The sequence below is a fragment of the Citrobacter sp. GW821-FHT02E08 genome (genome assembly GCF_059421685.1).
In genome coordinates, this window is the sequence record NZ_JBWKVL010000005.1 from 293,723 (window position 1) to 315,048 (window position 21,326).

Here is a 21,326-nt window from a genome sequence, read left to right on the forward strand (position 1 = left end):
CGCTTAAGCTGACATATAACCACTCGCCTATTTACCTTACTTTACGCGCGCGTTTCTCTGGCAAGATCGTCCCCAGCATAACAGTCATATACCTCCTCAAACACACACTTGAACCCAAACGGCTTCGGCCAATTATTAATCTAAAGAAACCAGGTTTTACTATGGATACCAAAAAGATATTCAAGCACATACCCTGGGTGATTCTCGGAATCATCGGGGCACTCTGCCTCTCGGTAGTGGCATTACGTCGGGGCGAGCACATCAGCGCCCTGTGGATTGTGGCCGCTTCCGTCTCTGTATATCTGGTAGCGTACCGCTACTACAGTCTGTACATCGCTCAAAAGGTGATGAAACTTGACCCGACGCGTTCCACGCCAGCGGTCATCAATAACGACGGCCTGAACTACGTGCCGACCAACCGCTACGTGCTGTTCGGTCACCACTTTGCCGCCATCGCCGGTGCGGGTCCGCTGGTGGGTCCGGTTCTGGCCGCCCAGATGGGTTATCTGCCGGGTACGCTGTGGCTGCTGGCGGGTGTGGTGCTGGCCGGTGCGGTGCAGGACTTCATGGTACTGTTCATCTCGACCCGCCGTAACGGCGCATCTCTTGGTGAGATGATCAAAGGTGAGATGGGCCGCGTACCAGGTACCATTGCGCTGTTCGGCTGCTTCTTAATCATGATCATCATCCTCGCGGTACTGGCGTTGATCGTGGTAAAAGCGCTGGCGGAAAGCCCGTGGGGCGTCTTCACCGTGTGCTCTACTGTGCCTATCGCGCTGTTCATGGGAATCTACATGCGATTCCTGCGTCCGGGTCGTGTGGGCGAAGTGTCGGTGATTGGTATCGTTCTGCTGGTTGCTTCTATTTACTTCGGCGGCGTGATTGCCCACGACCCGTACTGGGGCCCGGCGCTGACCTTTAAAGACACCACCATTACCTTCGCACTGATCGGCTACGCGTTTATCTCTGCGCTGCTGCCGGTATGGCTGATTCTGGCCCCGCGTGACTACCTGGCAACGTTCCTGAAAATCGGTGTTATCGTCGGTCTGGCGATCGGTATCGTGATCATCAACCCGGAACTGAAAATGCCCGCCATAACCCAGTACATTGACGGTACCGGGCCACTGTGGAAAGGCGCGCTGTTCCCGTTCCTGTTTATCACCATCGCCTGTGGCGCCGTCTCTGGCTTCCACGCGCTGATTGCTTCCGGCACCACGCCGAAGCTGATGGCCAACGAAACCGACGCTCGCTTTATCGGTTACGGTGCCATGCTGATGGAATCCTTCGTTGCGATTATGGCGCTGGTTGCTGCGTCCATCATCGAACCGGGTCTTTACTTCGCGATGAACACCCCGCCAGCAGGCCTTGGCATCACCATGCCAAACCTGCATGAGATGGGCGGTGAAAACGCGCCGCTGATTATGGCGCAGTTGAAAGACGTGACGGCACACGCCGCCGCGACCGTCAGTTCCTGGGGCTTCGTGATTTCGCCTGAGCAGATCCTGCAAACCGCGAAAGACATCGGCGAACCGTCCGTTCTGAACCGCGCAGGTGGCGCACCGACGCTGGCTGTGGGTATCGCACACGTATTCCACAAAGTGCTGCCGATGGCGGATATGGGCTTCTGGTATCACTTCGGGATCCTGTTCGAAGCGCTGTTCATCCTGACCGCGCTGGACGCCGGTACCCGTGCAGGCCGCTTTATGCTGCAAGATTTGCTCGGTAACTTCGTGCCGTTCCTGAAGAAAACCGACTCTCTGGTGGCGGGCGTTGTGGCAACCGCGGGCTGTGTTGGTCTGTGGGGCTACCTGCTGTATCAGGGCGTGGTTGATCCGCTGGGCGGCGTTAAGAGCCTGTGGCCGCTGTTCGGTATCTCTAACCAGATGCTGGCTGCCGTGGCGCTGGTTCTGGGCACCGTGGTACTGATTAAAATGCAGCGCACCAAATACATCTGGGTGACTGTTGTTCCGGCATCATGGTTGCTTCTCTGCACCACCTGGGCGCTGGGTCTGAAACTGTTCAGCACCAACCCGCAGATGGAAGGCTTCTTCTACATGGCCAGCCAGTACAAAGAGAAGATTGCGAATGGCGGTGAACTGACTGCACAGCAGATTGCCAACATGAACCATATCGTGGTGAACAACTACACCAACGCAGGTTTGAGTATTCTGTTCCTGATTGTGGTGTACAGCATCATCTTCTACGCCATCAAAACCTGGATGAACGTGCGTAACGTCAACGGTCGTACCGACCAGGAAACGCCGTACGTACCGATTCCGGAAGGCGGCGTGAAGACCTCTTCACACCACTAAAAACCTGGCGGGTGGCGCTACGCTAACCCGCCCTACACAGCTCCTGTAGGCCCGGTCAGCGTAGCGTCACCGGGCTTTTTCTATCTGGACGGTATAATGTTTGGTACTTTAGGTCAGGCAAAAAAATATCTCGGTCAGGCGGCAAAGATGTTGATTGGCATTCCGGACTACGACAACTACGTCGAGCACATGAAGACCAACCATCCGGACCAGCCTTATATGACTTACGAAGAATTCTTCCGCGAGCGCCAGGAAGCCCGCTACGGTAGCGGCGGAAGCAGTTGCTGTTAGAAGGAGAAATGAATGACCCCGATTGCAGTTACCCTACTCACCGGTTTTCTTGGCGCCGGTAAAACCACGCTGCTTCGCCATATTCTCAACGAACAGCACGGCTATAAAATTGCCGTTATCGAAAACGAATTCGGTGAAGTTTCCGTTGACGATCAGCTGATTGGCGATCGCGCCACCCAGATCAAAACCCTCACCAACGGCTGCATCTGCTGCACCCGCTCCAGCGAGCTGGAAGACGCGCTGTTAGACCTGCTCGACAACCTCGACAAGGGCAACATCCAGTTCGACCGTCTGGTGATTGAATGCACCGGCATGGCCGATCCCGGCCCGATTATTCAGACCTTTTTCTCGCATGAGGTGCTCTGCGAACGCTATCTACTGGACGGCGTGATTGCGCTGGTCGATGCGGTACATGCCGATGAGCAGATGAACCAGTTCACCATCGCCCAGTCGCAGATTGGCTACGCCGACCGCATCCTGCTGACCAAAACCGATGTGGCGGGGGAAAGCGAAAAACTGCGTGAACGCCTGGCGCGTATCAACGCCCGCGCACCGGTTTACACTGTCACCCATGGCGATATCGATCTCGCCCTGCTGTTCAACACCAACGGCTTTATGCTGGAAGAGAACGTGGTCAGCGCCACACCGCGTTTCCACTTTATCGCCGACAAGCAGAACGATATTTCATCGATCGTGGTGGAGCTGGATTACCCGGTCGACATCGGTGACGTTTCCCGCGTGATGGAAAACCTGCTGCTGGAATCCGCAGACAAACTCCTGCGCTACAAAGGAATGCTGTGGATCGACGGCGAGCCAAACCGCCTGCTATTCCAGGGTGTTCAACGCCTCTACAGCGCCGACTGGGACCGCCCGTGGGGCGACGAACAGCCGCACAGCACGCTGGTATTTATCGGGATTCAACTCCCCGAAGACGAGATCCGCGCCGCATTTGCGGGGTTGAAGAAGTAATCTATCCTGATGCCCGATGGCGCTGTGCTTATCGGGCCTATGCCGATTTACAGGCCGGATAAGGCGTAGCCGCCATCCGGCATCTACACGCGAGCAGATACTCGCTATTTCTTGTTTTGCTCTCGCAGCATGGCTTCGCGCAAAATAGCATTAAGCCGCGTCTGATACCCTTTCCCCGGACGTTTCAGCCACTCCATGACATCGGCATCAATGCGCACAGAGGCTTGCGTTTTCAATGGGCGAAAAAACTTACCCCGCGCCGCCTCAGACCACTGTTCATCCTCCGAAGAAGGAATGTCGCTGTAATCAATATCCGTGTCGGATTTCATCGCCAGCGCCTTAAGTTCAGCCTCATGCTGAGCACTCAGCGCGGATACGCTGCCGCGTTTATGTTTAACCATGCTCATAACGATTCCTCTCTTTACTGTCTGCCTTTCGGGCGCTAATGATCCGAATGACTTCGCAGCCACTTTCAAAGCGAACGGTGTGGGCAACAAGAATGACAATAATCCCATGCACAAGCCCGAGGGTTTGCCAGCGGTGCTCACCGTTCTCTATGCGATCCTGCCTTGAGAGATGCCGTGGATCATCGAACACAAGAACAGCATCTTCAAAGCGAATGCCATGTTTTATCTGGTTGCTTCTGGCCTTATTAGCATCCCATTCATACTCCATCGGCATAGTATCTATCCCTGATTGTATATACAAAAATGTATAGACAATTATCTTACGAGTATAGCGATATTGCTGGAAATAGCATCACATTTTGCATAAATGGATATGAGTGACAAAAAGCCCCCAGAGCGGTCAAAACGATGCTCTACGCCCGCCAGCGCGAAGTGCAGAATCTCGCCCAGCAGCTGTGTAAGATGAAGATTAAGGTGCAATGGAATCCCTGTTTTGGGTAATACAGAAACTGCCTGCGGATCAACTGCGTGTAGCCGAGGATGACAGTGAAGGTGGCGATGGAATCTACTACAGAGATCCAGTAGCCAGACTGAGACTCCGGAGCCATTCCCAGCAGGGCTACAGGTTTACAGCCATAGATCGGGTGGTGAACTCACGCTTTCTTCTTCGGCAATACGAAATCGACGCGACGGTTTTTCGCCCTTCCGGCGTCGCTATCGTTACTCGCCACCGGCTGGCTTTCACCTTTGCCTTTCTCGCTTAAACGTGATGAATCCACGCCGTGTGCCGTCAGCCATTTGGCGACCGAGCGGGCGCGACGCTGCGAAAGATCGAGATTGTACTTATCGCTACCCACCGAATCGGTATGCCCTTCAATCATGACTGCGCCGTCAGGATCGTCGACGATTAACTGCGCCACCTTTTTCAGCGTTGGCTCGGCTTTTTTGGCGATCGCATCGCTATCAAAAGCAAACAACACGTCGCTACGAATAGACAACGTCACCGCGTCTTTATCATCGCGAAAAGTGATATCCGCCGACTGCTTCGCCAGATCCGCCGCCTTGCTCTGTAAATCCAGCACCGCGCCGCCGGTATCCGACGGGAAGCCCACCAGATCCAGCGTTGTCGCTTTAAGGTCGAGGATCACTGGCGGCGCATGCGCTGGCGCATCTTCCGCACCAGCGGCAGAACACAGCGCCAGAGCGCTGGCGAACAGGAGTTTATGCAGGCCGCTCATCGCTTAACGATCCGTAATGGCGATGGGCCCGAGCGGCTCAACGTTTTCGATAGTCAAATACACTTCTTTGACGTCTTTCGGCGGTGCCGGGAAACTGCCGTACCACGAACCGACGTACGGAACACCGCGGCGCGAGCTAAACATCACGCTATTCGGCGCCAAAGGTACGCCATTCGAGTCGGTCAGCAGCAGATATTTCTTGTTACCCACTAACAAATAGAAGGAATTAGCGAGCGCCTCTTTATCTATTCCGGTATACAGAGATTGCGCAGTCAGGTTATCCGCAAGGCCCTTAAAGCGTACCTTGACGGTCAGGATGTCGCCGTGGCGCACTGCTTCCACCACCTGCGCTTCCGCCGTCCCCGCGCTCACCATACCGGTGGCCAGCGGTGCGGCTGGCGCTTCCTCTGCCAGCGCGACGCCCGGAAAAACCAGCGCGGTCAACAGACAGGAGGCAACGAAGTTTTTCATTCGCTTCATGTTGAGGTCCTTATTCTGTAGGGCGCTGTCTTTGTTATCTTATATTTTCAATAACATAGGAAAGTCGCCGGGAGAGTAATGCCCCCGAAGTATAGTAAAACACCCCGGTATCACCCCCTAAGCGTACAAAAACGTTAGCGTGATCACGTTTAATAGGGCGTGACGGCACGCCAGTCCGGACAGGTGTGCTGCGCCGACAAAGACCGTCAGTGAACCTCATCACACTTCAACCCTCCCATTTTCCCTGCTCAGTCGCGGGAGCTGCGCTTCCTTCTGTATAACTCCTTGAAATTCCGTCAGTACAATAATTTCCCCACATCATCCATTCATAAAACCGAATCAATAAGCGCATTTATCCAATTGGATTAGCAATCGTCCGCTTCGCAGAATGTGCATAAACCTACGCATTCAGGAGTTTTTATGTCTCATTCCGTGATTAACGATACCCCGTTCGACGCCGTTAACATCCTCAAAGCGGCGAAACCCGGCTTTCAGCCGCGTATTGCCTTTATTCTCGGATCGGGTCTCGGGGCACTGGCCGATAAGCTCGATAACAAAACCGTGATCTCTTATGAAAAACTGCCGGGTTTCCCGGTGAGCACCGTGATTGGGCATGCGGGCGAGGTGGTGATGGGCGCGCTGCATGGCGTGGATATTATCTGCATGAAAGGTCGCGGCCATTTTTACGAGGGCGTCGGGATGGGCATCATGACCCACGCGGTGCGCACCTTTAAATTGCTCGGCTGCGAATTTATGTTCTGCACCAACGCTGCGGGTTCGCTTAATCCGGCTATTCCGGCGGGCAGCCTGGTAGCGCTTAACGATCACATCAATACCATGCCGTCGACACCGCTGGTTGGGCCGAACGATGACCGCTTTGGTCCGCGCTTCTTTAGCCTCGCCAACGCCTACGACAAAGACCTGCGCGAAAAACTGCATCACACCGCCCGCGATCTGGGCCTGAAACTCCACGAGGGGGTGTTCGTCTCCTACCCTGGCCCGAACTTCGAAACGGCGGCGGAAATCCGCATGATGCAGAAAATCGGCGGCGACGTGGTGGGCATGTCGGTGGTACCGGAAGTGATTGTCGCCCGCCACTGCGGCCTGAAGGTGCTGGCGGTGTCGGCCATCACCAATATGGCGGAAGGCTTAAGCGACGTGGAACTCTCCCACGAGCAAACCCTGAAATGCGCGGCGATGGTGACCGACGATTTCATTCGCCTGATTAGCCAGTTCGTGAAGAACTACCGCTAAGTTCCCGTCCAGCGGCGGGCGAAGCGCCCGCCAGGAGAAATGCAGATGTCAGAACATTATTCTCGCGGCAGTCTGAATGCGATTTCGTATCTGAGCTATTACTTCGTCGGCGCGCTGGTGTCGACGCTCGGGATCGTCCTCGGGCCTCTGTGTGCGGCGTTCAACAAAGACCCGAGCTTTATCGGCCAGGTGTTTACGCTGATGAATATCGGCATGTTCGTGCCGATCATGCTCGGCGGGATCCTGATGAAGAAATGGGGCTTGCAAAAGCCGCTGGTGATCGCCGCCGCGCTGACCATTCTCATCAGCGCCCTGCTGTTCGCCACCCCGACGCTGACCATGTTCAGCGTGGCAGTCGCCATTATCGGCGCCTGCGGCGGGATTTTTATGACCATAGGCAGCTATCTGGTGGTGCGCATTAACCCGGACGAAAAGAGCCGTTCTTCAAGCCTGATTTTCACCGACTTTTTCTTCAGCCTGGCGGGCGCGACGCTCTCGTTTCTGTTGGCGTGGCTGTTTAAGCTGGGCGCGAGCTGGATGGCGATGTACGCCATTATGGGTGCGCTGGGGGTGATTATGCTGATCCTCACCCTGCGCAGCCGCTACCCGACGACCGAATCACCGGAACCGACGCATCAGGAAACCGCCAACAAGGAGCCGTGGGGTCGCTCGGTGTGGCTGCTGTGCGGGGCGCTATTCCTGTTCCTGCTCGCCGAACCGATTTTCACTATGTGGACGCCGGGCTATCTGCAATGGCGCTTCCAGTTGCTGCCGGAGCAGGCGGCGCTGTACACCACCGTGTACTGGGTGACGAAGGCGACAGGGCTATTCCTCAACCAGTTCACCGTCAAGTGGATGAAACTGCGCACCTTCCTGCTCATTTGTACCGCCGTCGGGCTGGTGTCGATTGCGCTTATCAGTAACAGCAGCAACACCACGTTGATTTTGATTGCCTGCGGCGCGTTTGGCTTCTTCAACTCCGGGCTGTTTTCCGGGTTGATGAGCTACGGTTCGTTGCAGGTCAGCCGCAGTTCGCCGACGCTGATTTCCGCGCTGCTCACCTGCGGCACTGTCGGTACGCTGCTGTTTGCGACGGTTTCTTCGCTGGTGAACAGTCGCTTCGGCCTGCACGGCGCGGTGAATGCGTCTACCGTTGCCTACGCGCTGCTGATGGTAACCCTGCTGGCAGGCATTGCCTGTAGCAAAGCCGAACGCCTGCATCAGGGCGAGGCGGTCGCGGTTTGACAGCCTTTCAGGAGGGTTGCATGATACCGCCACCCTCCCCCTTCACGGTGCCCTGCATGCTCGATCCTCAGGCCAACAGCCGCATTCGCTTTCGGATGCTACGCTATTTTCAGATCCTTGCCGACGAACTGCATTTTGGCCGCGCCGCGGCACGGCTGAACATCTCTCAGCCGCCGCTCAGCGTACAAATAAAAGAGCTGGAAGAGATCCTCGGCGTGGAATTGTTCGAACGATCCAGCCGCAAAGTCGCGCTGACCCACGCCGGAAAAGTACTGAAATCCGAAGTCGACCGCCTCCTCAACGCCACCGAACAGTCGCTGAACTATGTGCGTCAGATCGGTCGCAGCGAAAAGCAGCATATCAATATTGGGGTGATTGGCAGCGCGATGTGGGGTCCGTTGCTGGAAAGGATGAAAGCGTTTCGGGAAACCAACCCCGATGTGAACTGGACGCTGCATGAACTGGGGCAGCACGAGCAAACCGAAGCGCTGCGCGCCCGCACCATTGATATCGCCATCAACCGCAATGTGATCCCGCATCCGGGAGCGAAGATTCGCTGTCAGTTGATCGCCCGTGAAAGGGTGCATGTCGCCGTGCATGAAAGCGATCCGTTGTGCCGGCGCGGAAAAGTCTCGCTGGTCGATCTGGCGGATCGGGCGTTTATTTCACTCTCCTTCACCCGCAGCGATTTTGCCCATCAGGTGTACGAGCGCTGCCTCGAACTGGGTGTCTCGCCGCTGATCACCCATCAGGTTTTCGAGCCGCAAACCGCGCTGGCGCTGGTCAGCACCGGCAGCGGCGTGGCGCTGTTGCCGGAAACCTGCGGGCTGATCTACTGGCCCGGTGTGGCCTTTCTCCCGCTTGAAGAGACGATCCCGGCCGACCTGTATGCGTTGTGGTACGACGAGCCGTTACCTGAACTGTTCACGCGTTTCCTGGAGGCGCTGCGCCCACGGGCCAACGCCGATTTGTAGGCCGGATAAGGCAAAGCCGCCATCCGGCAGAGACACGGCACGCTACGCCTTACGTTCATTAATAAAGTAGTGCGCCAGCAACCCACCGCCCAGACCGGAACTGACCATCAGCATCACCTGGAAGAAAGTCTCAATGACCAGTTCCTCGCTGCTGACATCCCCACTCACGGAATACAGGGCAACACATTTTTTCCCGATAACCGCAACGGCGGCGCCTAAATAAATAATGCTGGCCCCTTTCACGTAGGTCTTCTCTTTATTCGCCTTTCGGGTAAACCAGTAAATGACAAAGACATACAATAAAAGCCACAGTACCGAAAGCGGGGTGACGTTAATCAGAAAAATAAGCGGGATAAAAAGCATGACACACAGAAAAAGAGCGGCGGGTTTATGCATAGTGCCTCCTGTTAGCGAAACTGAAATATTAAGCGTATGGGATGACAATGCAATATGACGCAATAAACGCAGTGAGTAATAAACAAATCTGACTAAAAATTCAGGATAAAACACGATAATTTATCGTGAGTTCGTTTCATCTTCCTTCGGTTGCTCACTTCAACATTCTCCCTTTACCCTTATGAATAAAATCGGTGAACTCAAACGCGCCAAACCACGTTTCCCGCGTGATGGAGAACCTGCTAGTGGAATCCCTGCACTGCCGTGATCGACAGTGAACAGCTTGTCAGCCTGGAACAATTTAAAAACAATGAGTTATCGCCCAGTCCATTTATGGACTGACTAGTGAAAGATGTATTCATTCATCAGTGTTATTATTCCTGGCGTCGTTAAAACTATAATTTAAAACCATCATGGTTGATGGGGTTCTTTTGCGCAAAATGTAAGGATGTGATCATATAAATTAATTTTTGAGTTATGCTTCGTTTAATTTTATTTATTGTTTTTGTACTTTCCTCTTCAACCACCTTTGCTTTCGAAAAAATCATTCCTGAAGAGTGGGGAGTCGAGACTGTTTTTGCTTTTAAATCATCGACTCTACCAATACACACTCTAAAAGAAGGGAATTTACAGCAACGTATTATGGATGAATATGCCCAATGGAAAGGAACCCGTTATCGCTGGGGCGGAAATAGCCATAATGGCATTGACTGTTCGGCGTTCACCCGAAGAGTGATACAGACCGTCGCTCATCTGAATTTACCGAGAACAGCAGCGGAGCAAAGTCATACTGGCTACCCCGTTCAACAGGAACAACTGAAACCCGGAGATCTGGTCTTTTTTATGACAAAACCCAATGTTCGCCATGTTGGTGTCTTTGTCGGTAACGATCAATTTATCCATGCGTCGAGTTCCCAGGGCGTGATGCTCTCTCATTTGTCAGGCAGTTACTGGCAAGAGCATTATCTGACCGCCAGGAGAATGGCCCCGGTACGGGGAATGTCGTAGCGTTCACGTTTGTCACTGTCTGGCCGGGAACACATCAATCGGACGGGTAAACATCTCTGGCGAAGCAACCGGACACCTGCTTTAGGTGGGTTCCGGTGACGACAGCCAGCTAACGTCGGAAAGTCCAAAAATAGGCTTAACGTACAGTGAGTTTCGATATCCAGACTGTCCACCTTTGCACGATCGTCCCGTCTGGCTCTATCCTTAACCTTATGAATAAAATCGCTGAACTCAAACGCGCCAAGCTGTTGGCGCTCTCTTTGCTGCTGATGGCTGCGGCAACGTTTGTCATTACGCTCTTTTTGCCGCCCAACTTTTGGGTGCTGGGCATTAAGGCGATTGCCGAAGCCGCGATGGTCGGCGCGCTGGCCGACTGGTTTGCAGTGGTGGCGCTGTTTCGTCGGGTGCCGATTCCGTTTATTTCTCGCCATACGGCGATTATCCCGCGCAATAAAGACCGGATAGGCGAAAATCTCGGCCAGTTCGTCCAGGAGAAGTTTCTCGATACCCAGTCACTGGTGGCGCTGATCCGCCGCCACGAACCGGCCAGCCTTCTCGGTAACTGGTTCAGCCAGCCGGAAAACGCCCAGCGGATAGGGCAACATCTGTTGCAAATCATGAGCGGCTTTCTGGAGCTGACCGACGACGCCCGTATTCAACGGCTGATCAAACGCGCGGTGCATAAAGCCATTGATAAGGTGGATCTTTCCGGCGCCAGTGCATTAATGCTGGAGAGTATGACCAAAAACGATCGCCATCAGGTGTTGCTCGACACGCTAATTGCCCAGCTCATTTCCCTGCTACAGCGCGACAGCTCGCGGGCGTTTATCGCCCACCAGATCGTGCGCTGGCTGGAGGCGGAGCACCCGCTTAAAGCAAAGATTTTGCCGACCGAATGGCTGGGGGAACACAGCGCCGAACTGGTTTCGGAGGCCGTCAACTCGCTACTTGATGATATCAGCCACGATCGCGCCCATCAGATCCGCCATGCCTTTGATCGCGCGACGTTTACGTTGATCAACAAGCTCAAACACGATCCGGAAATGGCGTTGCGGGCAGAGAACATCAAAGCGTATCTGAAAGAAGATGAGGCGTTTAACCGTTATCTCGGCGAACTGTGGGGGGATGTCCGTCAGTGGCTGAAAGCGGATATTAATGCCGCGGATTCCCGCGTGAAGCAGCGGATCGCACATGCCGGGCAGTGGTTTGGTGAAACGCTGGTCGCCGACGAAGCGCTGCGCGCATCGCTGAATGGTCATCTGGAACAGGCCGCGCGTAAGGTCGCGCCAGAGTTCGCCGCGTTCCTGACGCGCCACATTAGCGACACGGTCAAAAGCTGGGATGCGCGGGATATGTCGCAGCAAATTGAGCTGAATATCGGCAAAGATTTGCAGTTTATCCGCGTCAACGGCACGCTGGTCGGTGGCTCCATCGGACTGGTGCTGTATCTGCTCTCGCAAATTCCGTCTCTGCTGACGCTGCCGAACCTTTAACGCGGATGTGAAGCACAGGCACGCCGGATGGCGCTGCGCTTATCCGGCCTACAGACTGCCGAACCTTTAACGCAGATGTGAAGCACAAGCACGCCGGATGGCGGCTTCGCCTTATCCGGCCTACAGGCTGCGCCCTACCCTGCCAAACGGTGCAGGGTTTTGTATGCCGGATAAGGCATTCATGCCGTCATCCGGCAAAAACGCTATCGCGTTGCCTCGAGCCAGTTACCCTGGTCCATTTCCAGCAACAGCAGCATGGTGAGCGCCTGCGCATAAGGCACCGGGGCTATCGCGATGTCACAGTAATACTGGATATCCCAGCCGAGCATCGTCCCGCGTGAAGCTTCCAGCACCAGACCGCCGTCGTCGATCCGCGCCATCACGGCGTCGAACGCACGCAGCGCACTGGCGCTGACTGAATCATCCAGAATCCCCATCCGCACGCCGCGCAGCATACCGTAGGCAATGCCTGCCGTTGCTGATGATTCCTGCGGTGACAGCGGATCGTCGAGCACCGTATGCCACATGCCGTTGTCGGCCTGCAGCTCGCAGAGCGTGCGTACCTGGCGCGCCACCACCTGCGACAGAAAACGCCGCACGCTGGTGTCGAGATGCTCGCCCATCAGCTCGATAAACTCCGGGATCGCCACGGTGATCCACGCATTGCCCCGCGCCCAGAACGCCCCGGCGTAATGGTGTTTATCCACAAACGTCCAGCCGTGATACCACAGCCCACTCGCCGGATCGCTGAGATAGCGCGTATGCAGCAGGAACTGGTATCCCGCTTCATCAATCAGATCCTGACGTTTCAGCGCAATGCCCGCCACGCCAAGGAACAGACAGGTCATAAACAGCGTGTCATCCCACAGCTGGCCGGTATTGGCCTGCTCTTTCACCACATGCTGAAAACCGCCCTCTTCCGTTTTTGGCAAATCACGCAGCAGTGCATCCGCCCAGTCGTTGACGACGGCCAACAGATCCTGACGCTGATGATGTTTCGCCACCAGCGCCAGCGCGATCATCGGCGCCGTGGTGTTGATCTGCATCTCCGGCAACCCTTTGCCGATCTGCGTTTCATACCAGGTGAGGATCGACTGTTGCAGCGCCGTGTCCTGCTGGAAATCCGCAAAACGCCAGAACCCGTACAGCCCCACGCCGATCTCCCACTCCCACTCTTCGAAGTGGATCGAAAATCCGTCGCTGGTGCCCACTTCATCAAGGTTTTTCAGACGGCAAAATCCGCGAACCACCTGATCCAACGTTCCCATCAGTGCATCACGATTCATGCCTGAACTCCTTTAATCAGTCTGGCCGCACGATCGCGTAGGCTCGCATCGTCTGCCATGAGGGCGAGAGCAGACAGCCCTCGATAATCAACGGGATAGCTTACGATTGCATTCAATTCAGCCAGCCCCTGCGCTTCAACCACGCTCAGCCAGTTTTCCAGCCGCGCTTTGGCGATCGCCTGCTGATCGCGCCCTTTGCGGCACGAAGCGATAAACAACTCGTCCGGGAAGCACAGCCCCGCCAGATACTGCGCCGCATGGAAAGCCAGTGCATGGTTCTCCGTGTCGAAGCGCATGGCGTCGCAACCCCGCTCATCCCGCCAGTAGCGGTAGCCCATCAGCGTGGATTTTATGCGGCGGAACAGCACCTCGGAAAAGTATTCTCCCTGGTGGCAACGCCAGATTTGCAGCAACGGCAGCACGGAGAACACTGAAGCCTCTTCGCGCGCACTGATGTGCTTGAGGGCGCTGTACAGCAGCGCTTCCGCCTGTGGTCCGTATTCGCGCTGTTGCATCAGCGCTAACAGGTGGCTGGCGCAGACGTTGGTATGGGAAACCACCGGATGCTGCGACGCGCATTGATGTTCAGCCAGCACCTGGGTGTGGGGAAACGCCGCGCTCAGCGCTTCCGCGCCCAGATAGACCATCTGCAGAGAGCAGATCAATTCGCGCTCCGCCAGCTCATCCAGATGGATCAGCAGACTGTTTTTGCCTGCGTGTAACGGGATTTCAACGTCGGTATGCTGCATAAGATTGCGCGTAAACGGCGTGAAGCAAGCGACCTGAGCGCCCTCACACCAGACGCGCACCCCGCCGCAGGTGCCCAGACGAAACGCGAATGTCCCGGTGGACGGTGCGTAAAGATCAATCGCCAGCCAGCGCTGAACGTGAAACGGCAGCGGGCGGAAGTCAGGGAAAGAAACCACGCCGTGTTCGTCGGCAATAACGGCTTCATTGCAGGTCAGGGCCGCAGCGGAGTCGACCGCGCGCTGCGCCAGATTTTGGCGAAACACGTCGCGACAAAATGATTCACGGGTCGCCGGGTCTGCCCCTTCGCCCGTGTAAAACTCGGCAAAGCGTTCTGTTTTTGCCGCTGAGAACAGGAAACGCGTCAGTGCGTCTCCCTGTACCAATTTCCAGTCACCCTGTGACATATTTGCTCAACTCCAGCAGGATTCATGCGATGGGCGATATTTTCAGCGGGTTTGATTTTTGAGGCGAGCAACCATTTTTGGCAAATATCGGGATATGCCTGACAACTCACAATCCGGAGAATACCAGGGGATGCAGAGTGATTCAGATCACACTTTATTGAGGGTGATGGCAATGCAGCGTGATGCAGATCACGCTAAATTTGAGGTTCACCCCATTTGCGTGATCCGCGTCACATAAAAATTACCCTTTCAGGATTTTAAGTTCTTCGCTCAGACTGTCTGCCAGCGACCGCACCCGCGAAGCGTCAAACAATACGTGCAGACCCGGCGACGCATCAGCGTGTTTTGCACAGTAATCTTCCAGCTCAGCCGCGCTACGGTACAGCTCCTGAATGTTGATCTGGCAAATCTCGCGCATGCTCCAGCTATTCTCCGCTTTGTGGGCAAAACGCAGGGTGAAAAAGGCTTTCTGAGCATGTAAAAACAGGTGGCAGTAGAGTGCAAACCCTTGCCACTCCTCCAGCCAGCGACGTTTTAGCGCGTAAGGGAAGGCCGCCGTTTGCGCAAAACTCAGCGCCTGCTCACGCAGCGCTGTCGCGGCCTCCCGGGCTTCGTCTTTTTCGCTGGCAATACGGGAGAGGCAGGCGGCAGATGTTTCTACATCGCTGCGATCGAAGGTGATGTCACGCTCCGAGCCGGGCAGCCAGTGGTTACGGTTAAGCTGCCCGTACAAACTCCAGACCGCCTGGCCGTAGCTTTCCGGCACCTGGCTGTGACGGTGAAAAACATGGTCACGCACGTAGGTGGCCTTGTACAGCACCTGCCCCGCCTGTTCCATCAGCGAACAGAACGTTTCAAACGTTTTCTCGTCGGGGCGCCAGCCGTAGGTTTCATCCAGCCACCAGGTCATCAGTTGCGCTTCACTATAGTGCGTTCCGCTACTGGCCAGCATCCGGCTACATGCCACCAGATTACAGGCGCTCAGGGTGCCCATAATCCAGTGGTTATCGACGCCTTCCCAGCTGGCTTTACATACCGCACCGCGAATAGCCGGGTTGCTGCGACACCACAACAATCTCCCCTGCAACTCATTGATACGCGGGAACGGGAAAACGCCCCAGCCGACTTCTTCGCCGACCAGATCGATGTCGGCCCACACTTCACGCTCGCGGACCTGCAACAGCGCCGGGTTGTTGGGAAAGGAGGGCCAGAACCGCTCTGGCGTGAGTTTGATGGAGACACTGACGCTTTCCGGCAACGGGCGGATCGCCGCCAGCACATTGCCGAGATCGTGGTTTCCGGCAGGGAATACGCGCAGCACCAGATGTTTGTTTTCCGCCTGCATCACGCGGGATAACGTATTGAAACAGCGGCTGTAAATGGCAAAACTGCGCTCGTCACGCTGGGGCTGCGTTGTGTCGTCTTCCGACGGTAGCTCCCAGTTAGGACGCGAAACCGGCAACAGGCCGTCGGTGTTGGAAATCGCCACCAGTAAGCCGGTGAGCGCCGGAATACGCTGGCAAATCAGCGAGACTTTGTCGGCGAGATACCCGCACCAGAAATCGACGTCAAACCGGACGCCACGGCCTGGTTCAAACAGTTGCGGGTGCGCCAGCAGCAGGTCGGTCGGAAAGTTAAACTCTTTGGCTTGCAGATAAAAGCGCAGCCCTTTTTGCTGACAGAGTTTTCCCAGCCGGTTGAGGTAGACGCAACGGGCGCGCTGCTGGCTGGAAAGGCGGTCGTTATACTGATGCGGCGTGTAGCCTTTCGGGGAAACCAGTTTGTCGAACAGATCGACCTGCCCAACAATAAGGGTATTAAAATCATGCGCTACGGCCCATTCGACCAGTTCGCAGGCTTTTTCCCAGTTCCAGTACGCCTGATTGTTAAGTTCCAGCGCTCGCGTTTGCCACATCTTTATTTACCTCTACCACACGTTTTCGCCCGTATAGATAGCATAGAACAAAGCGTTTGTGCTCTGGCACCGCACGATATCACCCTTCATTCAGTACCGGCATTTATCGTGGGCGACCCAATCTGTTGTATCGCTTTACGAAAATGCCGCCACGCTGAGGTAGCACGCGTTAATTATTTTACTTTTTATTATCATTTACCCATGTATGATAACAAAACAGCCATGAAAGAAGGAAAGAGAACACGGCATGATTCAGGGGAGTACGGATTCGGATCGCTATTCCATCAGGACGTCGCTTTTTGGCCTGCTGGTGCTGGCACTGGGCATGGGGATTGGTCGCTTTCTGTATACGCCAATGTTGGCGCTGCTGCTGACGGAAGGTCATTTCTCTTTCGGCCAGCTGTCGTGGATTGCCAGCGCCAACTATGCCGGATATCTGGCGGGAAGCCTGCTGTTCTCCTTCGGCCTGTTCCATCTTCCCTCACGTTTACGCTCCATGCTGCTGACCTCGGCCGTTGCAACCGGAGGGCTGATCGTCGCCATGTCAGTGTTTACGCAACCCGCACTGGTGATGCTGATACGTTTTCTGGCGGGGGTCGCCAGTGCCGGAATGATGATTTTCGGCACCATGACTGTGCTGCTCCATACGCGCCATCCGTTTGTTATTGCGTCTCTTTTTTCCGGTGTTGGCGCAGGCATTATTCTGGGTAATGAGTATGTCATCGCCGGGATCCAGATGTCGTTGGCCTCTCACGCACTCTGGCTTGGCGCAGGCGCGCTCTCCGGCCTGTTGCTACTGTTGCTGGCCTGGCTGATGCCCGGTCGCGCTCACGCCCTGCCCCCTGCGCCACTGGCGACCGCGCGAAATCCCGTCATGCGCTGGTGGCAACTGGCGCTACTGTACGGCCTTGCCGGATTCGGCTATATCATTGTCGCCACCTATTTACCGCTGATGGCGCGCGACGCAGGCTCACCGCAAATCGCCTTACATCTCTGGTCACTGGTGGGTCTGGCGATTATTCCGGGCTGCTTCGGTTGGTTATGGGCGGCAAAACGTTGGGGGGTGTTGCAATGCCTGACGGCGAATCTGATTATTCAGGGCGTCTGCGTTATGCTGACCCTCGCTAGCGACGCGCCGCTACTGCTCATTGTGAGCAGCATCGGCTTTGGCGCCACCTTTATGGGCACCACCTCTCTGGTGATGCCTCTGGCGCGCCAGTTGAGCGTTCCGGGCAACATCAATCTGTTAGGCGTCGTGACGCTGACCTACGGCATCGGCCAGATCGTCGGTCCGATGTTAACCAGCATGCTGGGCAGCGGTTCAGAGGCGCTGACTTACGCCACTCTGTGGGGCGCCGCTGCGTTGTTTCTCGCGGCCACCATCAGCGCACTACAGCTGTATAAACGTTAGCGCCCGCCACAGCGTAAACGGATCAATACCCTCCCCCTCTCCCTAAGCTATGCAAGAAACGCATAGCTCGAAACATACTTGCATTTTCCCCTTTTCCCTATGACTGATAAGGTCATTCAGTTTCAGGCCCGACGTGGCCTGTCGCAGCAAACACATATTATCAAAAAAATAAAACGGGGTTCACTATGGCGCAACAAGGGGAACAAGCGGCCATACCGCTTGCAACGGAACGGGTTGGAATTAAAGGCTATCTGGCATTTTTTCTGACCATCATTTTCTTTTCGGGTGTTTTTTCCGGGAGTGAGGGATGGTGGCGCGTTTTTGATTTTAGCGTGCTGAATGGCGCGTTTGGTCAACTTCCTGGCAGTGCCGGGCACGCCACCACGTCATTTCGCGGTGCGGGTGGCACCGGGGCAAAAGATGGCTTTCTGTTCGCACTGGAACTCGCCCCGTCGGTGATTCTCTCTCTGGGTATCATTGCCGTCACCGACGGTCTGGGCGGGCTGCGTGCGGCTCAACAGCTGATGACCCCGATTCTCAAACCGTTGCTGGGTATTCCCGGTATTTGCTCACTGGCGCTGATCGCTAACCTGCAAAACACCGATGCGGCAGCCGGTATGACTAAAGAGCTTGCCCAGGAAGGGGAAATTACCGAACGGGATAAAGTCATTTTTGCGGCGTACCAGACCAGCGGCAGCGCCATTATCACCAACTATTTTTCCTCCGGCGTCGCCGTATTCGCGTTTCTCGGCACCTCCGTTATCGTCCCGCTGGCGGTGATCCTGGTCTTTAAATTTGTCGGCGCTAACCTGCTGCGTCTCTGGATTAACTTCGAAGAACGTCGTCACCCTCTGCAAGGAGCGCAATCATGACCACTCAGGTACGCAAAAACGTCATGGATATGTTTATCGATGGCGCACGTCGCGGTTTTACCATCGCCACCACCAACCTCTTACCTAACGTCGTCATGGCGTTCGTGATTATTCAGGCCTTAAAAATTACGGGCCTACTCGACTGGGTGGGACATATCTGTCAGCCGATCATGGCGCTGTGGGGACTTCCCGGCGAAGCGGCAACCGTTCTGTTAGCCTCGCTGATGAGTATGGGCGGCGCCGTCGGCGTCTCTGCAAGCCTGCTCACGGCCGGAGCCTTAACCGGCCACGACGTCACAGTACTGCTCCCGGCCATCTATCTGATGGGTAACCCGGTACAGAACGTTGGTCGCTGTCTCGGGACTGCCGAAGTGAATGCCAAATACTATCCCCATATCATCGCGGTGTGCGCTATCAACGCATTACTTTCGATCTGGGTTATGCAGCTTATTGTTTAGTAAGGAGTCATCATGTCTGATTTATCCGCTGCAGAGTTTACTCTGCTGCAGGGGGCGCACCTGTTTGCGCCAGAAGACCGGGGAATTTGCGACGTGCTGCTGGCCAACGGCAAGGTCATTGCCGTTGATAGTGCCATCCCAACAGACATTGTGCCGGACTGTACGGTCATTGATTTACGCGGGCGCATTCTGTGCCCGGGTTTTATCGATCAGCACGTCCATTTGATTGGCGGCGGCGGTGAAGCCGGCCCTACCACACGGACGCCGGAAGTCACGCTGAGCCGTCTCACCGAAGCGGGGATCACCACGGTGATAGGCTTGCTGGGCACCGACTCCGTCACCCGCCATCCGGAATCCCTGCTGGCGAAAACCCGGGCGCTAAATGAAGAAGGGATCACCGCCTGGATGCTGACCGGCGCGTATCATGTTCCTTCGCCGACCATCACCGGTTCCGTAGAGAAAGATGTGGCGCTGATCGATCGCGTTATCGGCGTGAAATGCGCGGTATCCGATCATCGTTCTGCCGCGCCAGGCGAATATCAACTGGCCAGCATGGCGGCACAATCCCGCGTTGGCGGGCTGCTCGGCGGCAAGCCTGGCGTCAGCGTGTTCCACATGGGCAGCAGTAAAAAAGGGCTGCAACCGCTGTATGACATTCTGGAAAACAGCGATGTGCCGATGGGTAAACTGCTCCCGACCCACGTAAACCGCAGCGAATATCTGTTCGATCAGGCGCTGGCCTTCGCGCTCAAAGGCGGCACCATCGATATCACCAGCGGTATTCCCGGCCCGGTAACGCCAGCAGAGGGTATTGCGCGCGCGGTGAAAGCGGGCGTACCGCTTGCCCAGGTCACGCTCAGTTCTGATGGCAACGGCAGCCAACCGCTGTTTGATGCGGCGGGCAATCTGACGGGCATTGGCGTTGCCGGTTTCGACAGTTTGCTGCAAACCCTGCAAGTGCTGGTCAACGACTACGGTTTTACGCTGACGGACGCGCTGCGCCCTCTCACCACCAGCGTGGCAACGTTCCTGAATCTTTCCGGTAAAGGTGAAATCCTCCCCGGTCGCGATGCCGACCTGCTGGTGATGACGCCGGAACTGCGCATTGAGCAGGTTTACGCGCATGGGAAACGGATGGTCGTGGACGGTAAAGCTTGCGTAAAAGGAACGTTTGAGTAGGTCGAAAGGTTGTCAGCCGTTCGAATGAACGTAGAATGCGCAAACGAGCGGCTGACAGGTAAACAGGAATGGACGAGAGTGGTGCAGGTTTGCATAACATTGAAACGAAATGGCTTTATGATTTTCTGACCCTGGAAAAGTGCCGTAACTTCTCTCAGGCGGCGATCATCCGTAATGTCTCACAGCCAGCGTTTAGTCGTCGGATCCGCGCGCTGGAAAGCGCCGTGGGCGTCGAACTGTTTAATCGCCAGATCTCTCCGCTACAGCTCTCTGAGCAGGGGAAAATCTTTCATTCTCAAATTCGTCATCTGCTACAACAACTGGAAAGTAACCTGACGGAACTGCGGGGCGGCAGCGATTTTACGCTGCGTAAAATCAAAGTTGCCGCGGCGCACTCGCTTTCCCTCGGCCTGTTGCCGGGCGTTGTCAGAGCGATGCCAACGCAGTTTACCTGGTCGGTTGAGGCGATCGATGTCGATCAGGCGGTCGATATGCTGCGGGAAGGACAAAGCGATTTTATCTTTTCTTATCACGACGAAAATCTGCTGCAGGCGCCGTTTGCCAACATTCGTTTGTTCGAGTCGCAACTCTTTCCCGTCTGCGCCAGCAACGAACAGGGGCAACCACGCTATACCCTTGACCAGCCTCACTTCCCCTTGCTGAACTATAGCCGCAACTCCTATATGGGCAGGCTGATAAACCGCACGCTGACCCGCCACGCCGAGCTCAGTTTCAGCACGTTTTTTGTCTCTTCAATGAGTGAGTTGTTAAAGCAGGTTGCGCTGGACGGCTGCGGGATCGCCTGGCTGCCGGAGTATGCCATTCGCCAGGAACTCAGTAGCGGACAGTTGATCGTGCTGGACAATGACGCGCTGGTGATTCCAATTCAGGCTTATGCGTACCGCATGGATACGCGTATGAATCCCTTAGCGGAACGTTTCTGGCGGGAACTGCACAACCTTCACGCCACCCCCTGAACGCCAT

The 21,326-nt window shown here is 55.6% G+C and carries 21 protein-coding genes; 13 read left to right on the forward strand and 8 right to left on the reverse strand.

Annotated elements, in window-relative coordinates; all coding sequences use genetic code 11:
- Positions 1 to 161 precede the first annotated feature (161 nt).
- The 3 genes from btsT to yjiA all read left to right on the forward strand — a co-directional run bounded on the left by btsT (position 162) and on the right by yjiA (position 3,572).
- Positions 162 to 2,312 (forward strand): pyruvate/proton symporter BtsT, encoded by a 2,151-nt coding sequence (btsT, locus tag AC07UY_RS09805; RefSeq protein WP_494701049.1) that lies wholly within the window; start codon positions 162 to 164, stop codon positions 2,310 to 2,312.
- Between the two features lie 96 nt (positions 2,313 to 2,408).
- Positions 2,409 to 2,603: a YbdD/YjiX family protein gene (locus AC07UY_RS09810; RefSeq protein WP_192610940.1), complete on the forward strand. Its 195-nt coding sequence runs from the start codon at positions 2,409 to 2,411 to the stop codon at positions 2,601 to 2,603.
- A gap of 12 nt (positions 2,604 to 2,615) precedes the next feature.
- Positions 2,616 to 3,572, forward strand: coding sequence for a GTPase (yjiA, locus tag AC07UY_RS09815; RefSeq protein ID WP_192610939.1), 957 nt, complete (start codon positions 2,616 to 2,618; stop codon positions 3,570 to 3,572).
- 104 nt (positions 3,573 to 3,676) lie between these two features.
- On the opposite strand, the gene AC07UY_RS09820 is transcribed toward yjiA, so the two are convergent.
- From AC07UY_RS09820 to AC07UY_RS09835, 4 genes are all read right to left on the reverse strand, one after another.
- Positions 3,677 to 3,979, reverse strand: a complete 303-nt coding sequence (locus AC07UY_RS09820) for a BrnA antitoxin family protein (RefSeq protein ID WP_203359046.1) — start codon at positions 3,977 to 3,979, stop codon at positions 3,677 to 3,679.
- A complete protein-coding gene (locus AC07UY_RS09825) occupies positions 3,966 to 4,253 on the reverse strand; it encodes a BrnT family toxin (RefSeq protein ID WP_203359047.1) in 288 nt (95 codons plus the stop codon). Before AC07UY_RS09825 ends, AC07UY_RS09820 begins: the two co-directional genes overlap by 14 nt.
- Positions 4,254 to 4,632: 379 nt before the next feature.
- Entirely contained in the window at positions 4,633 to 5,217 is a 585-nt protein-coding gene (locus AC07UY_RS09830) for an OmpA family protein (protein ID WP_494701048.1), read from the reverse strand.
- Positions 5,218 to 5,220: 3 nt separating this feature from the next.
- A complete protein-coding gene (locus AC07UY_RS09835) occupies positions 5,221 to 5,697 on the reverse strand; it encodes a hypothetical protein (protein ID WP_494661470.1) in 477 nt (158 codons plus the stop codon).
- A gap of 420 nt (positions 5,698 to 6,117) precedes the next feature.
- Here AC07UY_RS09835 and xapA point away from each other — a divergent pair, with 420 nt between their 5' ends.
- Genes xapA through AC07UY_RS09850 form a run of 3 tightly spaced genes read left to right on the forward strand, consistent with a single transcriptional unit; the run spans position 6,118 to position 9,170 of the window.
- Positions 6,118 to 6,951 (forward strand): xanthosine phosphorylase, encoded by an 834-nt coding sequence (xapA, locus tag AC07UY_RS09840; protein WP_494701047.1) that lies wholly within the window; start codon positions 6,118 to 6,120, stop codon positions 6,949 to 6,951.
- A gap of 39 nt (positions 6,952 to 6,990) precedes the next feature.
- On the forward strand, positions 6,991 to 8,196 hold the full coding sequence (gene tsgA, locus AC07UY_RS09845) for an MFS transporter TsgA (protein WP_494701046.1): 1,206 nt from the start codon (positions 6,991 to 6,993) through the stop codon (positions 8,194 to 8,196).
- A 20-nt stretch (positions 8,197 to 8,216) separates the two neighbouring features.
- Positions 8,217 to 9,170 (forward strand): LysR family transcriptional regulator, encoded by a 954-nt coding sequence (locus tag AC07UY_RS09850; RefSeq protein WP_494701045.1) that lies wholly within the window; start codon positions 8,217 to 8,219, stop codon positions 9,168 to 9,170.
- Between the two features lie 42 nt (positions 9,171 to 9,212).
- Here AC07UY_RS09850 and AC07UY_RS09855 read toward each other — a convergent pair whose 3' ends face one another.
- Positions 9,213 to 9,566 carry a hypothetical protein gene (locus AC07UY_RS09855; RefSeq protein ID WP_494661466.1) on the reverse strand — a complete coding sequence of 118 codons (354 nt, stop codon included), beginning with the start codon at positions 9,564 to 9,566 and terminating at the stop codon, positions 9,213 to 9,215.
- A gap of 477 nt (positions 9,567 to 10,043) precedes the next feature.
- On the opposite strand from AC07UY_RS09855, the gene AC07UY_RS09860 reads away from it, so the two are divergent.
- Together AC07UY_RS09860 and AC07UY_RS09865 are read left to right on the forward strand one after the other, a co-directional pair.
- Positions 10,044 to 10,574 (forward strand): NlpC/P60 family protein, encoded by a 531-nt coding sequence (locus tag AC07UY_RS09860; RefSeq protein ID WP_494661465.1) that lies wholly within the window; start codon positions 10,044 to 10,046, stop codon positions 10,572 to 10,574.
- 212 nt (positions 10,575 to 10,786) lie between these two features.
- Positions 10,787 to 12,067 (forward strand): DUF445 domain-containing protein, encoded by a 1,281-nt coding sequence (locus AC07UY_RS09865; RefSeq protein WP_494661464.1) that lies wholly within the window; start codon positions 10,787 to 10,789, stop codon positions 12,065 to 12,067.
- Between the two features lie 203 nt (positions 12,068 to 12,270).
- On the opposite strand, the gene bglB is transcribed toward AC07UY_RS09865, so the two are convergent.
- From bglB to AC07UY_RS09880, 3 genes are all read right to left on the reverse strand, one after another.
- Entirely contained in the window at positions 12,271 to 13,353 is a 1,083-nt protein-coding gene (bglB, locus tag AC07UY_RS09870; protein WP_203359055.1) for a beta-galactosidase BglB, read from the reverse strand.
- Positions 13,350 to 14,507, reverse strand: a complete 1,158-nt coding sequence (locus AC07UY_RS09875; RefSeq protein WP_494701111.1) for a hypothetical protein — start codon at positions 14,505 to 14,507, stop codon at positions 13,350 to 13,352. The genes bglB and AC07UY_RS09875 overlap by 4 nt, the downstream gene beginning before the upstream one ends.
- A gap of 241 nt (positions 14,508 to 14,748) precedes the next feature.
- Positions 14,749 to 16,422: a hypothetical protein gene (locus AC07UY_RS09880; RefSeq protein WP_494701044.1), complete on the reverse strand. Its 1,674-nt coding sequence runs from the start codon at positions 16,420 to 16,422 to the stop codon at positions 14,749 to 14,751.
- 247 nt (positions 16,423 to 16,669) lie between these two features.
- Here AC07UY_RS09880 and AC07UY_RS09885 point away from each other — a divergent pair, with 247 nt between their 5' ends.
- The 5 genes from AC07UY_RS09885 to hypT all read left to right on the forward strand — a co-directional run bounded on the left by AC07UY_RS09885 (position 16,670) and on the right by hypT (position 21,319).
- Positions 16,670 to 17,833, forward strand: a complete 1,164-nt coding sequence (locus AC07UY_RS09885) for an MFS transporter (RefSeq protein ID WP_494701043.1) — start codon at positions 16,670 to 16,672, stop codon at positions 17,831 to 17,833.
- A 185-nt stretch (positions 17,834 to 18,018) separates the two neighbouring features.
- A complete protein-coding gene (locus AC07UY_RS09890; RefSeq protein ID WP_494661460.1) occupies positions 18,019 to 18,705 on the forward strand; it encodes a nucleoside recognition domain-containing protein in 687 nt (228 codons plus the stop codon).
- Positions 18,702 to 19,163, forward strand: a complete 462-nt coding sequence (locus AC07UY_RS09895) for a YjiG family protein (RefSeq protein ID WP_162380735.1) — start codon at positions 18,702 to 18,704, stop codon at positions 19,161 to 19,163. The genes AC07UY_RS09890 and AC07UY_RS09895 overlap by 4 nt, the downstream gene beginning before the upstream one ends.
- 12 nt (positions 19,164 to 19,175) lie before the next feature.
- The gene (iadA, locus tag AC07UY_RS09900) at positions 19,176 to 20,342 is read left to right on the forward strand and encodes a beta-aspartyl-peptidase (protein ID WP_494701042.1); all 1,167 of its coding nucleotides are present in this window, start codon (positions 19,176 to 19,178) and stop codon (positions 20,340 to 20,342) included.
- A gap of 68 nt (positions 20,343 to 20,410) precedes the next feature.
- Positions 20,411 to 21,319 carry a hypochlorite stress DNA-binding transcriptional regulator HypT gene (gene hypT, locus AC07UY_RS09905; protein WP_494701041.1) on the forward strand — a complete coding sequence of 303 codons (909 nt, stop codon included), beginning with the start codon at positions 20,411 to 20,413 and terminating at the stop codon, positions 21,317 to 21,319.
- Positions 21,320 to 21,326: the final 7 nt, after the last annotated feature.

Excerpts from the sequence above, each read along its gene's own strand:
- btsT (WP_494701049.1), top strand. The coding sequence starts at position 162 with ATGGATACCAAAAAGATATTCAAGCACATACCCTGGGTGATTCTCGGA.
- AC07UY_RS09810 (WP_192610940.1), top strand. The coding sequence starts at position 2,409 with ATGTTTGGTACTTTAGGTCAGGCAAAAAAATATCTCGGTCAGGCGGCA.
- yjiA (WP_192610939.1), top strand. The coding sequence starts at position 2,616 with ATGACCCCGATTGCAGTTACCCTACTCACCGGTTTTCTTGGCGCCGGT.
- AC07UY_RS09820 (WP_203359046.1), bottom strand. The coding sequence starts at position 3,979 with ATGAGCATGGTTAAACATAAACGCGGCAGCGTATCCGCGCTGAGTGCT.
- AC07UY_RS09825 (WP_203359047.1), bottom strand. The coding sequence starts at position 4,253 with ATGCCGATGGAGTATGAATGGGATGCTAATAAGGCCAGAAGCAACCAG.
- AC07UY_RS09830 (WP_494701048.1), bottom strand. The coding sequence starts at position 5,217 with ATGAGCGGCCTGCATAAACTCCTGTTCGCCAGCGCTCTGGCGCTGTGT.
- AC07UY_RS09835 (WP_494661470.1), bottom strand. The coding sequence starts at position 5,697 with ATGAAGCGAATGAAAAACTTCGTTGCCTCCTGTCTGTTGACCGCGCTG.
- xapA (WP_494701047.1), top strand. The coding sequence starts at position 6,118 with ATGTCTCATTCCGTGATTAACGATACCCCGTTCGACGCCGTTAACATC.
- tsgA (WP_494701046.1), top strand. The coding sequence starts at position 6,991 with ATGCAGATGTCAGAACATTATTCTCGCGGCAGTCTGAATGCGATTTCG.
- AC07UY_RS09850 (WP_494701045.1), top strand. The coding sequence starts at position 8,217 with ATGATACCGCCACCCTCCCCCTTCACGGTGCCCTGCATGCTCGATCCT.
- AC07UY_RS09855 (WP_494661466.1), bottom strand. The coding sequence starts at position 9,566 with ATGCATAAACCCGCCGCTCTTTTTCTGTGTGTCATGCTTTTTATCCCG.
- AC07UY_RS09860 (WP_494661465.1), top strand. The coding sequence starts at position 10,044 with ATGCTTCGTTTAATTTTATTTATTGTTTTTGTACTTTCCTCTTCAACC.
- AC07UY_RS09865 (WP_494661464.1), top strand. The coding sequence starts at position 10,787 with ATGAATAAAATCGCTGAACTCAAACGCGCCAAGCTGTTGGCGCTCTCT.
- bglB (WP_203359055.1), bottom strand. The coding sequence starts at position 13,353 with ATGAATCGTGATGCACTGATGGGAACGTTGGATCAGGTGGTTCGCGGA.
- AC07UY_RS09875 (WP_494701111.1), bottom strand. The coding sequence starts at position 14,507 with ATGTCACAGGGTGACTGGAAATTGGTACAGGGAGACGCACTGACGCGT.
- AC07UY_RS09880 (WP_494701044.1), bottom strand. The coding sequence starts at position 16,422 with ATGTGGCAAACGCGAGCGCTGGAACTTAACAATCAGGCGTACTGGAAC.
- AC07UY_RS09885 (WP_494701043.1), top strand. The coding sequence starts at position 16,670 with ATGATTCAGGGGAGTACGGATTCGGATCGCTATTCCATCAGGACGTCG.
- AC07UY_RS09890 (WP_494661460.1), top strand. The coding sequence starts at position 18,019 with ATGGCGCAACAAGGGGAACAAGCGGCCATACCGCTTGCAACGGAACGG.
- AC07UY_RS09895 (WP_162380735.1), top strand. The coding sequence starts at position 18,702 with ATGACCACTCAGGTACGCAAAAACGTCATGGATATGTTTATCGATGGC.
- iadA (WP_494701042.1), top strand. The coding sequence starts at position 19,176 with ATGTCTGATTTATCCGCTGCAGAGTTTACTCTGCTGCAGGGGGCGCAC.
- hypT (WP_494701041.1), top strand. The coding sequence starts at position 20,411 with ATGGACGAGAGTGGTGCAGGTTTGCATAACATTGAAACGAAATGGCTT.